At 48.1% G+C, this 15,095-nt stretch carries 15 protein-coding genes; 5 read left to right on the top strand and 10 right to left on the bottom strand.

Translation table 11 applies throughout. The features are described 5' to 3' along the window. Window positions 1-168 precede the first annotated feature (168 nt). The 3 genes from Q0V82_RS10370 to tsaB are packed head-to-tail and all read right to left on the bottom strand — an operon-like array spanning window position 169 to window position 2,158. Window positions 169-1,038, bottom strand: a complete 870-nt coding sequence (locus tag Q0V82_RS10370) for a uracil-DNA glycosylase (RefSeq protein ID WP_297575483.1) — start codon at window positions 1,036-1,038, stop codon at window positions 169-171. Then, on the bottom strand, window positions 1,035-1,478 hold the full coding sequence (gene rimI / locus Q0V82_RS10365) for a ribosomal protein S18-alanine N-acetyltransferase (RefSeq protein WP_297575481.1): 444 nt from the start codon (window positions 1,476-1,478) through the stop codon (window positions 1,035-1,037). Before rimI ends, Q0V82_RS10370 begins: the two co-directional genes overlap by 4 nt. Further along, window positions 1,478-2,158 (bottom strand): tRNA (adenosine(37)-N6)-threonylcarbamoyltransferase complex dimerization subunit type 1 TsaB, encoded by a 681-nt coding sequence (gene tsaB / locus Q0V82_RS10360; RefSeq protein WP_297575479.1) that lies wholly within the window; start codon window positions 2,156-2,158, stop codon window positions 1,478-1,480. The genes rimI and tsaB overlap by 1 nt, the downstream gene beginning before the upstream one ends. A 103-nt stretch (window positions 2,159-2,261) precedes the next feature. Here tsaB and Q0V82_RS10355 point away from each other — a divergent pair, with 103 nt between their 5' ends. The 3 genes from Q0V82_RS10355 (at window position 2,262) to Q0V82_RS10345 (ending at window position 6,394) form a co-directional block, all read left to right on the top strand. After that, on the top strand, window positions 2,262-4,049 hold the full coding sequence (locus tag Q0V82_RS10355) for an extracellular solute-binding protein (RefSeq protein WP_297575477.1): 1,788 nt from the start codon (window positions 2,262-2,264) through the stop codon (window positions 4,047-4,049). A 249-nt stretch (window positions 4,050-4,298) separates the two neighbouring features. Further along, on the top strand, window positions 4,299-5,366 hold the full coding sequence (locus Q0V82_RS10350) for an ABC transporter permease subunit (RefSeq protein ID WP_297575475.1): 1,068 nt from the start codon (window positions 4,299-4,301) through the stop codon (window positions 5,364-5,366). Next, window positions 5,363-6,394: an ABC transporter permease gene (locus tag Q0V82_RS10345; protein WP_297575473.1), complete on the top strand. Its 1,032-nt coding sequence runs from the start codon at window positions 5,363-5,365 to the stop codon at window positions 6,392-6,394. Before Q0V82_RS10350 ends, Q0V82_RS10345 begins: the two co-directional genes overlap by 4 nt. A 68-nt stretch (window positions 6,395-6,462) precedes the next feature. Here Q0V82_RS10345 and Q0V82_RS10340 read toward each other — a convergent pair whose 3' ends face one another. Beyond that, complete coding sequence (locus tag Q0V82_RS10340; RefSeq protein ID WP_297575471.1) at window positions 6,463-7,161, bottom strand: pirin family protein; 699 nt, start codon at window positions 7,159-7,161, stop codon at window positions 6,463-6,465. 108 nt (window positions 7,162-7,269) lie between these two features. Here Q0V82_RS10340 and Q0V82_RS10335 point away from each other — a divergent pair, with 108 nt between their 5' ends. Next, entirely contained in the window at window positions 7,270-8,190 is a 921-nt protein-coding gene (locus Q0V82_RS10335; protein WP_297575469.1) for a LysR family transcriptional regulator, read from the top strand. A gap of 25 nt (window positions 8,191-8,215) precedes the next feature. Here Q0V82_RS10335 and Q0V82_RS10330 read toward each other — a convergent pair whose 3' ends face one another. The 5 genes from Q0V82_RS10330 to Q0V82_RS10310 all read right to left on the bottom strand — a co-directional run bounded on the left by Q0V82_RS10330 (window position 8,216) and on the right by Q0V82_RS10310 (window position 13,276). Beyond that, window positions 8,216-9,811: a GGDEF domain-containing protein gene (locus tag Q0V82_RS10330; protein WP_297575467.1), complete on the bottom strand. Its 1,596-nt coding sequence runs from the start codon at window positions 9,809-9,811 to the stop codon at window positions 8,216-8,218. Further along, on the bottom strand, window positions 9,808-11,283 hold the full coding sequence (locus Q0V82_RS10325) for a hypothetical protein (RefSeq protein ID WP_297575465.1): 1,476 nt from the start codon (window positions 11,281-11,283) through the stop codon (window positions 9,808-9,810). The genes Q0V82_RS10330 and Q0V82_RS10325 overlap by 4 nt, the downstream gene beginning before the upstream one ends. A gap of 200 nt (window positions 11,284-11,483) precedes the next feature. Next, window positions 11,484-12,047, bottom strand: coding sequence for a YceI family protein (locus Q0V82_RS10320; protein WP_297575463.1), 564 nt, complete (start codon window positions 12,045-12,047; stop codon window positions 11,484-11,486). A 100-nt stretch (window positions 12,048-12,147) separates the two neighbouring features. Continuing rightward, the gene (locus Q0V82_RS10315) at window positions 12,148-12,702 is read right to left on the bottom strand and encodes a YceI family protein (RefSeq protein ID WP_297575461.1); all 555 of its coding nucleotides are present in this window, start codon (window positions 12,700-12,702) and stop codon (window positions 12,148-12,150) included. A 22-nt stretch (window positions 12,703-12,724) separates the two neighbouring features. After that, window positions 12,725-13,276 (bottom strand): cytochrome b, encoded by a 552-nt coding sequence (locus Q0V82_RS10310; protein WP_297575459.1) that lies wholly within the window; start codon window positions 13,274-13,276, stop codon window positions 12,725-12,727. 258 nt (window positions 13,277-13,534) lie between these two features. On the opposite strand from Q0V82_RS10310, the gene Q0V82_RS10305 reads away from it, so the two are divergent. Then, on the top strand, window positions 13,535-14,182 hold the full coding sequence (locus tag Q0V82_RS10305; protein WP_173531829.1) for a carbonic anhydrase: 648 nt from the start codon (window positions 13,535-13,537) through the stop codon (window positions 14,180-14,182). A gap of 94 nt (window positions 14,183-14,276) precedes the next feature. On the opposite strand, the gene Q0V82_RS10300 is transcribed toward Q0V82_RS10305, so the two are convergent. Next, on the bottom strand, window positions 14,277-15,074 hold the full coding sequence (locus Q0V82_RS10300; protein ID WP_297575456.1) for a Cof-type HAD-IIB family hydrolase: 798 nt from the start codon (window positions 15,072-15,074) through the stop codon (window positions 14,277-14,279). Window positions 15,075-15,095: the final 21 nt, after the last annotated feature.

The following is a 15,095-nucleotide window of genomic DNA, read 5'->3' as shown; positions in this document are numbered from 1 at the left end:
TTTTTGCTGTTCGTGAGATTTAATTAAGATAGCATTATTCATGCAAGCATGGTAATGAATGCGCCGCCGAAAAGAAGATATAAAAATAAAAAGTCCACAAGTAGCATTAATGCCGTTCACTTAGCTTAAGTGAACGGCATTAGCAGCGAGGCGTTTTTGATTGAGAAGCTATTGAAATATTTGTTTTAAGCGCAATAGATCTTGCCAAGTTTTGGCTTTATCGTGGACGTTTCTTTGTAAATAGCTCGGGTGATAAGTCACGATGGTTGGAATGTTTTGGCATTGTTGATTTAGCTGGCGTAATTCGCGAATGGGGGCCGAGGTATTGAGTACGCTTTCGGCAGCAAATTGACCAATTGCGAGGATGGCAGTTGGTTTTAGTAGTGAAATCTGGCGTTGCAGTAAAGGTGCGCAGGCTTTTATTTCTTGTGTATTCGGATTACGTGAGCCATGACATTTAACGGCGTTGGTAATCAATGAGTTTTGGAGTTGCTCTTCGCCCAAACTGACTAGCATTTGATTGAGCATGCGCTGTGAAGGACCAAAGATGGCTAGATTATGTTGTTCTTCAGTTTTGCTGGGTGCATCGCTGACAATCAACAATCTCGCTTCGATGGCGCCGGTCGCAAAGACGGCTTGTTGGCGCTGCTGACTGCGTGGACAAGCGGTACAGCTAGCAATCTCAACGCGGAGTTCTTCCCAGTTCAGCTCGGCAATTCGTTCGCTACGTGCATCAATGTGGCTGATTTCTTCGCTCGACAATACCTTGTTGTTGGGATCGGCCGCTGCACGATTTTGTTGTAACAAACGATGTGCTGCTGCCGCTTTAGTCGATTTGCGCTCACGTTGAATGGCGACAGGCTCAGTCTGTACTGACTCCGGCGCTTCGCTGATATGGGCCGGTGCGACGACTGGCTCAATTGGGCTTAATGCTGCAGGCGTGGGTTGCGCCTGAGTGTTCAGAGTTTGTAAAACAGCGTGGCGAATCCATTGTGGATTGAGGCCTAGCTCATTAAGAATGAGTGCGCGGCGATTCATGCCTTATCCTCCAAATGCAGGGTATAGAGCAGTGCATCTTCTCTACCTTCGTTTGTAGGGTAATACCCCTTGCGTCGACCGGATTGTGTAAAACCTTGCTTGGCATATAGTGTTCGTGCTGCGGTATTGGACTCTCGAACTTCTAAAAACAGCGTCACGACGCTTTGTCGGCATAATTTTTCTTGTAATGCCGTGAGCAGCTGGTTTGCTTTTTGTTGACGCTGCCATTGTGGCGCAATGGCAATAAGTAGTAATTCCGCCTCGTCCAAAGTGATCATGCAAACGCTAAAACCAATTAATTCATCGTGCAGCCACAGGCCATCGCATTGATGGTGATTGAGTGAGTCGAGCCATTGCGCCGCTGTCCAAGGATGAGGGTTGGTTGCGGTATCAATGGCAAGCACGGCGGCAAGATCGGCTTCAGTCAGCCGTTTTAGCATTATTTCTGCACCCGTTCATGGGTTTTAAGCGCCACTTTGTCACGTAAATAAACCAGCTCTGCTTCATCAGCAGGACGGCCTTGGCCGGCCGCAAAAATAGGCAAAGCAAGCGTCAGTAATTGCGCCGCATGGGGGAAGATCTCGCTACGAACGGTGTCGATTTTGGCACCTAAACGCGCTTCGAGTGCCGCTGAATATACGCTAAAACCATTGCCGACGCCGGTGTAGCCATCGCCATCAGGCATAGGCACGTCTTCGGGGTTACACACCAAGGCTTCAACAAGCGTAGTCCATTGACCATTGCGTTTTTCAAACGCCGAAAAGTAAACTTGGTTCATGCGGGCATCTAGACAACTCACTACCCGTATTGCGCCACAAGCCTCTGCAATCGCGAGTAAGGTCGATATACCGACTACAGGTATATTACGGGCAAATGCTAATCCTTGAGTAATGCCACAGCCGATACGTAAGCCAGTAAATGAGCCGGGTCCACTTGGATAGGCGATGCCTTCGATATCGCGCATGGTGAGACCGCATTCATTCAAAAAAGTCTGTAAATACGGTAGCGTGACTTCACTTTGTTTTTGTCCAACCAGCCATTCGCGTGACACGATCCCACTGGGGGTATTGATGGCAAAAGACAAATGTTCGGATGAGGTTTCAATCGCTAAAAAAGGCATGGCTAGGGGCTCAAATGGACAAGCAAAGAATGAAGTGTGATTCTAACACGCCAACTGCGTGGCGATTGCTGCCGATTGCCTGAGTCTGGCTTATCATGGGCAAATGAAATCTTACCTACTGCTACTATTGTCTTTATGGCTGCTGCCAGCTTACGCTGAGCATGCAATTTCGCTTGGCGATGCGCCTAAGTACGCCGCTGGCTTTACTGCGTTTGATTATGTGAATCCAGTCGCGCCAAAGGGCGGGGCGATTACATTGCCCAATCCGGATCGGCGCAATAGTTTTGACTCATTCAATCCTTTTATCATCAAAGGCACCTCAGCCGCTGGCTTAGGAGCGCTAATGTTTGAGTCGCTCGGTGTGATGAGTTGGGATGAAACTGCCACCATGTATGGGCTATTGGCCAAAGAGATCAAAGTGGCCAAGGATGGCTTATCGGTGACGTTCGTTTTAAACCCTGCGGCGCGGTTTAATAACGGGCAAAAGGTGACGGCTGCCGATGTCAAACACAGTTTTACCGTCCTCAATAGTCGCTTGGCTGCACCGCAATATGCGTCGCAATTGCGCGATGTGGCTAGCGTTGATGTGATTGATCCGCAAACCATTGTGTATCGCTTTAAAACTGCCAATCGTGAATTGCCGCAAATCGTCGGTACGCTGCCGGTGTTTTCTCAGCAATGGGGGGCAGGCAAGACCTTGGATAAAATCGCTTTAGAACCGCCGATTAGCAGTGGGCCGTACCAAATTAAAGACTATAAGCTCGGCCAATCCATTCGTTATCAACGGCGCAGTGATTACTGGGGCAACAATCACCCAACACGGCGTGGGCAATATAATTTTGATCAAATTACCTATCGTTATTACCAAGATGAAACCGCCAAACTCGAGGCGTTTAAAGCCGGAGAATTTGATTTCATCACCGAATATGGTGCGCGTTTGTGGGCGCGACAATATCAAGGCCCTAAGTTTCGCTCGGGGGAAATTAAAAAAAGCGAATTGCGTCACCACAATAGCAGTGGCATGCAAGGCTATGTGATGAACTTACGTCGGCCGCTGTTTGCCGATCTGCGCGTGCGGCAAGCCTTAGGCTTGGCGCTCGATTTTGAATGGTTAAATCGCCAATTGTTTTACAGCCAATATCAACGTCTCAATAGCTTTTATGCCAATAGCGAACTTGCCGCCAGCGGCGCGCCGACCGCGCAAGAATTACAACTATTAAAGCCACTGCAATCGCAATTACCTGCAGCAACATTCAGCACGCTCGCGGCGCCACCCAACACCGATCCGCCCAATTCATTGCGGCAAAACCTTAGGCAAGCGCGCGAATTATTAAAACAAGCCGGTTGGCAATACCGCGATGGCGCTTTGCGTAATGCGCGAGGCGAGGCTTTTGAATTTGAGCTGTTAGATGATGGCGGCCCTATGGGGCGGGTGTTTCCGCCCTTGGCTCGTAATTTAGCCAAACTGGGCATCGTCGTTAAACAGCGCGATATTGATTTTGCTTTATACCAACGCCGACTCGATGATTTTGACTTTGATATGGTGGTGTTGCGCTTTCCGAATGTGCAAAGCCCTGGCCAAGAGTTGCTTGATTATTACGGCAGTCAAGCCGCCGACACCAAGGGCAGCAGCAATGTGATGGGATTAAAAAGTCCGGCGATTGATCGCTTGATTGATCATGTGTTGCAGGCGCCCAATCATCAGCAGCAAATCACCGCAGTCCACGCTCTTGATCGCGCCTTGCTCGCTGGGCATTACATTATTCCGCACTGGTATAGCGCCACTCACCGCGCCGCATGGCGCGACCGCTTTGCGATGGCTAAAACGATGCCGCTGTATTATCAAGCGGGGGATTGGATGTTGGCGACATGGTGGCTTGCCCCACATTAAACAGGCTGCGCATCCCGTGATTACGGGTCGGGCGGTGCTCGGAATCCTCATGTACCTTGTGTACATTCCGGTTCCTGTGCGCCGGTCTCCCCGCACTGACGGGCGCTCGCTCGGTTTAATGCGGAGCATGGGTACTAGTTTAGATTTTTAAGCGCGTAGATGGGCTTAGCCGTATTTCGGCGATACCCATTATTGCTCACGTTGATGGGTATCGCTTCGCTCCACCGATCCTACTTTCGAAGGTTTTCCATGCTGCAATACATCCTCAAACGATTACTGCTAATGATCCCCACCTTGCTGGGCGTGTTGTTGGTGAGTTTTATCGTCATTCAATTTGTTCCCGGTGGGCCGGTGGAGCAGATGGTGTATCAGCTTAAAGGGCGCGGTGCTGCTGGGGCGGCGGGCAATACGTCGGTTGGGTCGTCAAGCAGCTATCAGGCGGCGCGGGGTTTAAGCGAGGAGCAGCTCAGCCAAATCAAGGCGCAATATGGTTTTGATCAACCGGCGCCGGTGCGATTTTGGCAAATGCTGAAAAACTACGCGACGTTTAATCTGGGCGACAGCTGGTTTCGCCACGCCAGCGTCACGCAATTGATTTGGGATAAATTGCCGGTGTCGATGAGCTTGGGGATTAGCAGTTTGCTGCTGACCTATTTGATTGCGGTACCGCTGGGCGTGGCCAAAGCGCTGCGCCATGGTTCGCGTTTTGATGCGGTGACCACGGTGATGCTGATGGTGGGGTATGCGATTCCCTCTTTTGTGTTGGGGGTGGTGCTGTTGGTGTTATTCGGTGGCGGTTCATTTTGGGCGCTATTTCCGTTGCGTGGCTTAACCTCGGATGATTTTGCGACGATGTCTTGGTCGGCGCAGCTGATGGATTTTTTCTGGCATTTGGCCTTGCCGGTAACCGCCATGGTGGTGGCAGGATTCGCAAGCTTAACGATGCTGACCAAAAATAGTTTTTTAGAGGAGATCCATCAGCAATATGTCAGTACAGCGCGGGCTAAGGGTTTGACTGAGCGCCGCATTTTTTGGCGACATATTTTACGTAATGCTGCGCTGCCCTTGGTGGTGGGCTTGCCGGAGGCGATGATTGGTGCTTTTTTTACCGGCAGTTTATTGATTGAAACGCTATTTTCGCTCGATGGTTTGGGGCTGTTGGCTTACGAATCGGTGATTCGCCGCGATTATCCGGTGGTCTTGGGTACGCTGTATTTCTTTACTTTATTGGGTTTGCTTGGGCGCTTGCTGTCAGATATCGCGTATGTGGTCGTTGATCCTCGCGTGCAGTTTGGTGCGGTGGGGGCAAACACATGAGCGCGCTGCATTCAGTAGGACCATGGGCGCGAGCTTGGGGGCGGTTTAAATCGCAACGGCGAGCGCTGGTTAGTTTATGGCTGTTGGGGATTTTAATGGGCATCAGTTTGCTGGCTGAGCTGGTGTCTAACGACAAGCCTTACGTGGTGCGTTATCAGCAGCAACTGTATTTTCCGCTGTTTAAAACCTATCCAGAAACCACTTTTGGCGGGGACTTTCCGACGCCAAGCGATTATCTTGATCCATTTATGCAGCAGCAATTGGCCAGCGAGGGCAATTGGGCGATCTTTCCGCCAAATCGTTATGCCGCTGATACGCTCAATTATTTTGCTAGTGCGCCCAATCCAGCGCCGCCGTCGCGCGACAATTTACTCGGAACGGACGATAAAGGGCGTGATTTATTGGCGCGATTATTATATGGCTTTCGCACTTCGGCATTGTTTGCGCTGGCATTGACCTTAACCGGCTCGGTGCTTGGCGTGGTGATTGGCGGGATTCAGGGCTATTTTGGCGGGCGCGTGGATTTATTTGGCCAGCGGATTTCTGAAATTTGGGCGGCATTGCCTGAGCTGTATTTGCTAATTATTTTTACGGCGATTTTTGCGCCCAGTTTGAGCTTATTGCTGATTTTGATGACGCTATTGGGTTGGATGGGCTTGGCCGATTACACGCGCGCGGAGTTTTTACGTCATCGCAATCGAGAATATGTGCTGGCCGCGCGCAGTATGGGTTTGAGCGATTGGCAAATTATTCGTCGCCATGTGTTACCCAATAGCTTAACGCCAGTGCTGGCGTTTTTGCCGTTTCGAATGGGGGCGGCGATTTTGGCGCTGACCAGTTTAGATTTTCTTGGGCTGGGTGTGGGCCAACAAACCGCGTCGCTCGGTGAATTGTTGGCGCAGGGGAAGGCCAATTTAGATGCATGGTGGATTTCGATGTCGACCTTTGCCGTGTTGCTGACCTTGATGTTGCTGCTGGTGTTTATTGGTGAAGGTCTAAGGCAAGCACTTGATCCGCGCAGCAAGTGAATTGAGATAACGCGGGTCACCACAGCAAGCCTAAGCTGAGCTTGGGTGGTGACCAGCAGTCAGATGGATTAAAACACATCAAAAACTAAGACTTCCGCCGCTTGGCCATTTTGGATTTTGAGTGCGTCTTCTTGTTTGAGCATCATGGCGTCGCCCGCGTCGAGGACTAAACCATTGATTTGAACTTGCCCTTTGGCGACATGAAGATAGAGTTTTCGACCCGGCAAGATCGGCATTTCGGCGTGTTCTGCGCCGTCAAACAATCCCGCGTACAGCTTCACATCTTGTAAAATCGTCACCGAACCGGCTTCACCTGTTGGGCTGGCGATCAGGCGCAATTGGCCGCGTTTATCGGCGTCGCTAAAGGTTTTTTCTTCGTAAGACGGCGCGCCGCCTTTTTGTGCGGGCAAAATCCAAATCTGTAATAAATGCGTTTCAGTGTCGTTACTGGGGTTGTATTCACTATGGCGCAACCCCGTACCGGCGCTCATTCTTTGTACATTGCCGGGTAATATCACCGAGCCATTGCCCATACTGTCTTGGTGGGCTATACCCCCTGATAACACATAGGTAATAATTTCCATGTCTTGATGCGGATGCATGCCAAAGCCCATGCCCGGTGCAATTCGATCATCGTTGATGACGCGCAGTGCGCCATAATGCATATGCGCTGGGTCGTAATATTCGGCAAATGAAAAACTAAAGTGAGAGTCGAGCCAACCATGGTTGGCGTGACCGCGTTCAGTGGCTTTTCTTAAGGTAATCATATTAAGCCCTTCATTAATTTTGAATGATGTATGCCATAATATGCTTAGGTTTACTGCTGTGATAGCAAAAAAATAGCACGATATCATTCAAATTTTTGGAACAAGACTATGTTGCGTCTTTCTTTAGAAGCCCTAGAAATCCTTGACGCCATTGCCCGGCGCGGCAGTTTTGCTGCGGCCGCCGCTGAGGTGCATCGCGTGCCCTCGGCAGTCACCTATATGGTGCGAAAATTAGAAGATGATTTGGGCGTCGAAATTTTTGATCGCAGCGGTCATCGCGCGCAGTTAACGCCGGCAGGGCTTGAGCTACTGAATGAAGGTCGACACTTGTTATTGGCGGCCGGTGAGCTCGAATGCCGTATTAAGCGCGTGGCCACGGGGTGGGAAACCGAGCTGGTGATTGCAGTGGATACCGTGCTGCCGTTTGAATTAATTTGGCCGATGATTGCGCAATTTGATGCTTTGCAATCGGGCACACGCTTGCGTTTTATTGAAGAATCTTTGGGTGGATCTTGGGAGTCATTGCAAGAGCGCCGCGCTGATTTAGTGATTGGCGCCATTAGTCATTTGGGCAATCATTCGGCAACGCAATCGAGCCATGTCTTGGGTGAGCTCAGTAGTGTTTTTGTGGTCGCGCCGAGTCACCCTTTAGCCAGCGTAAGTGAGCCACTGGCTGCGAGTATGATTCAGCAATATCGGGCGATTGTGGTGCCCGATTCTTCGCATCATTTATTGCCGTATACGATAGGTTTATTGTCAGGACAGCAAACTTTACGCGTGCCCAGTATGCAGCATAAGGTGAACGCGCAAATTGCCGGGCTGGGGTGTGGTTATTTGCCTTTGGCGCTGGCGGCGGCGCCTTTAGCTGATGGGCGCTTGGTGGCCAAAGCGGTGGCGGAGGTGAGCCCGCCGATTCGGATGTGTTTTGCGTGGCAAAATAATAATGTCGGCCATGCATTAAAATGGTGGCTTGATTTCTTGATGCACGACGTTAGCATTAAACAATGGCTAGCACGCGGCGTGAATTAATGTTGATCGCTAGCGCAGGCCAGTTTTAAAGCTCAATCCGATTACGACCTAAGCTTTTGGCGCAATACAGCGCTTGGTCGGCGCGTTCAATTAAGCTGCTGAGCGTGTCGCCTTGATGCGCTTGCGCTACGCCAATACTGATGGTCACAGCGCGCCCACCCAAGCTGGCTGGCCATGGATGTTTTTCTACTTGGTGGCGAATACGTTCGGCGACTTTGGCTGCCGAAAATAAATTTAATCCGCGCAACGACAATAAAAATTCCTCTCCGCCATAGCGCACCGGTGTGTCAATATCGCGGCAAGCACGTTGCAAAATAAAGCCCAGTTCCCGCAATACCTCATCGCCGACTAAATGCGAAAAATCGTCATTGATTTTTTTAAAGTGGTCGAGGTCCAACAATAAAATCGACAATGGTTCTTGCTCGCTAATGCTGCGTAATTGCTGTGGCAAATGGGTGTCGAGCCAACGGCGGTTGGCGAGTTTGGTGAGCGGATCTTGCTCGACTTCGGTGCGTAATTGATCGAGTTTTTGGCTTTGCTGGGCCTGTACTTCGATCAGTTGGCGGTTTTCTTGGCGACTAATTTCCAAACTAAAGCGGGTTTCTAGCTGCGCTAACTGCTTGAGAATACGCGGCTCTAGTTCTAAAATCGGCGCGCGTTTGGCTAGGCCGTGCTCTAAATCGTGCGCCGCTTGCAAGGCCAATAAGGCTTGTTTGGCTTGCCCCATTTGCTCGTAAAGGGTAGACAGCGCGAGTAAACAATCGCGCAGTAATTGCATAAATTCGCTGTCTTTGGCGATGGCTTGCGCTTCAAGTAAACATTGTTCGGCCTCTGAGTGGCGCTGTTGTTGGGTGTAGATCAAACCCAGTTGATGCCCACACTTGATTTGCGCCCAGAAGTGATGCGTTTGTTCGGCGTAAGTTAAGGCTTGGCATAGATAGCGAATGGCCTCGTCGGTTTGATTCAGTTGCACTAAGGCTTGTGCGCGCCAAAGATAGGATTCGGCCAGTTCGTGGTGAAACTGATGTTGCTGGATAATCGGGTCGGCCTCATCGAGTAATCTGAGGGTATCGGTAGGGCGCTTAAGCCACATGGCGTCTGCAGCCAGATACAGCCGAATGGTGCAGTAAATATAGGGGGTGGCAATATTGCGACAATATTGCAGCGCTTGCAGATGCAGTTTATAGGCGCGTTCATGTTCATCGGCGGCATTAAAAATACCGCCAATCGAAATAAATGCGGCGATTGCAGTGGTGGTATCGCCAAGTTCCAAGCCAAGTTCAATGCAGTTGAGCCACAATTGAATCGACTGCCGATAATTGCCCATCGTGTACATTTGATCGGCAAGTTGATTCATGATTTGTAAGCGCTCTAAAGCCAAATCAGCAGTTTGCGACAAATCAAACGCTTCGTTCAGCGTGCTGCTTAAGGCATAGCTTTGCCCTAATTCAGTTTCGGCTTGGGCTTTGAGCAGTAAGAGGGCAATTTTTTGCTTAGGATTGGCGCGAGGGTTGGCGCTATTTACTTCATGAATCAAGGCCAGGGCAGGTAAAGGGGCATGCAGCTCTAAATTGTGGCTAATTTGTTGCAGCTGACTACTAAATAAGGTGGCATGGTTCATGATAGGGCGGCATCCGAAAAAAGCGTGGCCTCAACTTGGGTCAATACATCGGTGAGCGTATGGTGTGCTTGAGCCCGCATTGCCGCCGTAGTCGTCGGTCCGGTTTCCCACGGGAGTAACTGCAAAATTTGGTCAAGGTGATGCTGTGTTTGCAATAGGTCGGCATGGCTGATGCTGGGCGTCAATATGACGTAAACGCCATTGGCGTAATGGCAAAGCACACTGTACTCGTCACAGAGGGCCGAGAGTAAAAATAGCCGTTGCTGATGGATATGGACATTGGTTGCCAAACTAAAACGAATAAAGATTAAACCAACGGCCACTTTGTCTTTGATATGTTGTTGTAATTGGGCTAGCCAAAAGTGACGAATCAGCACTTTATTCAAGGCGTCGTTTTTTTTGATGCTGATTTCATTTTTAAGTAACTGCTGCTCTTTTTCTATTTTTTGGGCCAATTGCATTAATGGTAATGAATTGAAATTATGTAAACCGTATTGCTGTTGTTGGGCGAGCGCGCCTAATTCTAATTGCCGATGTATTTTAAAATGATTTAAAGCTTCATCCCAATGTTCTTTTTTTTCGGCGTATTGCGAACGGATTAAAGCGATTTGGCTTAAGAATGCATATAAATGAAAATGCTCGGCCAGTGCGCTAGCGCGATTGAGTTGTGGCGTTGGATCACTATTTTTAGCCAAGGCCACTTGCGCCAAACTCACTTGCGTTAAGCATTGAGCCCACGCCAGATTGTCGTGTTCCGCAATTTGGGCCCATGCTTGAATACATTCAGCATGCGCTTGATCGGTGAGATTCAGTGATAACCAAACGCGAGCGCGATAATTATAGATTTCGGCATGCCAAGTTGGATTGGTGTATTTACTGACGTGTTGCGCTGCTTGCGAGAGGCTCACCAGTGCCTCATCAAATAAACCTTGTTTTAGATGTTCACGACTTAAACAAATGGCCGCTTTGGCGGCTAATTGCGCGTCGTTAATTTGATTGGCGCGAGTTAATGCTTCATTGAGTGCCGCTTGCGATTTATCGTATTGCAAATCGAGCGCCCATAAATTACCTAAACCAATCAGCACTTCAATATGTAATGACTCAATACGCAAAGTGCGAAGTAATTTAAGGCATTTAAGCCATGCACTTAAGGCCAGGGTATAGCTTGAATCCGCAACGTGAATCAGGGCGGATAGATGATACCCCTCGGCTAATAAATCGTCGGCATGATTTTGTTTGGCGTAGCGCAAAGCTTGGCGTATGGCGTGTTTGGCCGCAGCATAATCCATGTCGGCCCAATGAAATTGGGCTTGCAATAAAATCGCTTCGGCAATGCCGTGTTGGTATTCAATTGCTTGAGCGCTAATTTGAACCGATTGTGCTTGTTGCAACAATGCTTTGGATGACACTGGGATTTGCTGTTTGAGTGCGAACAATTGCAGATCAATAGATAAAATATTCTCAGCCATCATGACGATTTATTTCTTTAAAAATCGAACGTGAATTCGATTTAATATATTGATGAAGTAATGGTATGTAGTGTAACTGATTTGTACTACATGCTATCAAATGGCGTTGAATTTATTAAAATAAATAGCATTTTAAATACATAAAGATAAAGCCAAGCACGAGGGCTTGGCTTTATGCGTTTAAAGCAATCGTGAATTAAAAATTATTTGCTAGCTTCAACCTGAATGCGCAGCGTGACTTCGTCACTCACTGCAGGCACATAAGCACTCATGCCAAAGTCGCTGCGTTTAATGGTGGTGCTTGCATCTGCGCCACACGCTGGCTTTTTACTCATCGGGTGTGGGCTGCATTTGAAATTGGTCACTTTAAGCGTAACGGGTTTACTCACGCCCAATAAAGTTAACTCACCCACCACACTGACTAGTTTGTCGCCAGCAAATTTAAAATCGTTGCTTTTGAAGGTCATGGTTGGGAATTTTTCGGTATTAAAAAAATCTTCGCCTTTTAAATGCGCATCGCGTTTTTCCCAACCTGAGCGTAGGCTAGTGGTGTCGATGATGATATTGGTCGCGCCAGTTTTGGCGGCTAAATCGAGCGTGATGGTGCCGCTGCTTTTATCAAATGAGCCACGCTGAGTTGAGTAACCGAGATGGTTGACTTCAAATGACGGCAAGGTATGCGATGGATCAATGGTGTAGACCTCGGGTGCGGCAAAGGCCGTTGCAGCAAGAGAGGCAAAAAGAACCGAGCGAATAAATTGATGCATGGTTAAAAACTCCAGTGGGGTAAGTCGATACAAAGTTTGATACGCGCAGTGAATGACAAATCAGCGCTCTGCGCGCAGCAAATTTTAACGGCGCTATGGATTAATCTGCTTTGCCTGTGACTAGCAGTTTGTATTTCACAATGACTTCGTCGGCCACTGTGCCGGTGTCGGCCCAAACGCCGTCACCAATTTTGTATTGCAGGCGCAGCACCGGAATGCTGCCTTCAAGTAGTAAATCATTGCCGATCGCTTTAGCCATCATGGTGCCGCTGACGTCATGACTGATGCCTTTCATCATGAGCTTGCCTTTGGTTTCAAATTTACCACCGCCCAATGCTTTAACGCTGGTGGCAGTAAATGTCGCTTTAGGATTACTCGCAATATCAAACCAAGCTTTTTTCTTGGCTTCACCATTCCCGTCAGGCCCACCCACATCAATGCTGGCGAGATCGACGATGATTTCAGCTTTAGCCGTTTCTGGCTTGGCGGGGTTGAAGTTAATTTTGGCAGTAAAGTTTTTAAAATTACCGTCAACAGGGGTATTCATTTGTTTGAAGGTAAAGCTAAGCTGACTTTTTCCAGTGACTAGTGTTTGTGCGGCAATAGCATTGCTGCCAATGAGTAATAAGCTTGCGGCAATCAAGGAACGAAACATGGTGCTCTCCAGCGTTAAATCTTTATTTTTTATTTAAAAAAGGCAACATGCGAGCAAGGGTGGCGTCTTTATCAATGACTTGATGTTTAATCGCTCCCGCAATATGCAATACGATCAGCGTTAATAGGGTGTAAGCGATGACTTCGTGTGCACTGGCAAGCCAATTGCCAATCACTTCGTTTTTCTGAATTAAATTAGGTAGTTCAAACTTGCCAAGATACACCACCGTAAAGCCTTTGGCCGAACTCATCAACCAGCCAACTAAAGGCAGGGAAAACATCAATAAGTACAATAAATGATGCACACCAATGACGAGTTTACGCTGCATCGCTGGCAACTGAGGGTCTACTGCTGGCGTGCCTTTGAGCAATTTGTAGCCAAAGCGAACGAAAAATAAGCCAAGCACGGTGATACCCGTCCATTTATGCCAGTTAATCATTTTAAATTTATCTGGCGATAAGGGCATATCGGCAAAAACCCATGCCAAAATAAATCCCGCAATGATCAGTAGTGCCATCAGCCAATGCAGGCTGATTTGCAAGGGATCATAATTTTTGGGCGCTGAATGTTTCATGTTGTATGTTCCTTATTCAGTATTTCTGAATTGTGTAGGCATGATAAGCGTTCACGATCTTTACGAATAGCGTAAATACTTGTGTATTTTGTTCAAATATTTTGAACTTTAGCTTTGCGCTGCATTTGGCGAGCGTGAAGCACGAGTCAATATACGATGACTTTTTGTCACTTCACAATCGAATACGCTTGAATACGCACACCCTGCGGAAAACCAGTAGAATTGCGCGAAAATCAAAATAGCAATAGGGGGTTTCAAGTGGAAGAGATTGAAAAGTTTATTGGCGGATTTCGCCGCTTCCAACATAAATATTTTGGTGAGCATCGGGATTTATTTGCCGAGTTGCAATCAGGCCAAAATCCAAAAACATTATTGATAGGCTGTTCTGATTCACGCGTTGATCCTGCGCTGTTAACCGATTGCAATCCGGGGGATTTATTTATTGTTCGTAATGTGGCCAATTTAGTGCCGCCGTATGAAATTGACGGCGCATTTCATGGGGTTTCGTCAGCGATTGAATACGCGGTTGAGCATTTAGAAGTCAGTAAAATTATCGTGCTTGGTCATTCTGGTTGTGGCGGGATTCAAGCTTTGATGGAAGCGAGTGAGCCGAAAACCGAGGCCAATTTTATTGGTCGCTGGGTAAGAATTGCCGAAGCCGCTCGTGATCAGGTCAAACGTGAATTGGCACATAAATCACCGGATCGTCAAATTCGTGCTTGCGAAATGGCGGCCATTATCGTTTCTTTGGATAATTTGATGAGCTTTCCGTTTATTGCTCGCCGAGTTCAAGAAGGATCGTTGAGTTTAATTGGTTGGTATTTTGATATTTTACGCGGTGCTTTATACGATTTTGATCAAGAAAAAAATTCGTTTCAAGCCTTGGTGACGTCGTTAAAAGAATAAAAATGGCTTTGAGTGACTCAGCGATCGGCCTAAAGGTCAGTCGTTGAGTTGCTCAAAGCTATTTGAATAGATTGGCCTATTTTTTTGCGTTAACTTAAAGCTTAAAAATCTGTCTTAATTGCTGCGCTACGCCATGTTCATCATTGCTAGCAATCACTGGCGCATTGGGGTGGGCGGCTTTAAGTTTGGGGCTGGCATTGCCCATCACAAATGGATGCCCAGCTACCGCCAGTAGCTGAATGTCATTCTGACCATCACCAAAGGCGTAGCAATGTTCGGCATCTATCGAGAGTCGAGCTAAAACTGCAGTCAGAGCGTGGCCTTTGGATACGGTCGGTGCCATCACTTCTAAGCAATCATCAGCAGAAAAAGTAATATAAATCTGGTCGCCAAATCGGTCGATAATTTTGCTTTCAATGGCGGTGAGTGTGGCGTGATCGCCGATATATAAAATTTTGGCGATGTCTTCGCCATTGTGGTGTTTTAAGTCGGTAACTTGATAACCAAACCCCGAGTCTTTGTAATACACCCCCACTAATTCTGGACATTCCCGTTCAACTAACCAGCCGGCATCCACATAGGCATTGAGTAATGAGCCATTAGAAAACTCAGGCTGCATTAAAGCGCGTGCGAGTTCTGGGTCTAGATTTTCGGCAAAAATCTCATTGTTTGCTGGGTCATGAACACGTGCGCCGTTCGACGTAATGAGGTGGGCACTCACGCCGAGCGTTTCACGAATCCCTTGTACATCTAAAAAATGACGTCCTGTGGCAATGGCAATCTGCACGCCTTGTTGAGCAAGTGCTTGGAATGTGGCGGCAGTGAACGCATCGACTTTGTGTTCATGATCAAGCAACGTGCCATCCAAGTCAGAAACAATCAATTTTTGCATGGGGTCAATCCTAGGGATTTA

Source organism: uncultured Deefgea sp., from assembly GCF_947072475.1.
Classification (GTDB): domain Bacteria; phylum Pseudomonadota; class Gammaproteobacteria; order Burkholderiales; family Chitinibacteraceae; genus Deefgea.
The sequence above is the reverse complement of the archived record's forward strand: the minus strand, read 5'-3'. Positions and strand labels throughout refer to the sequence as shown.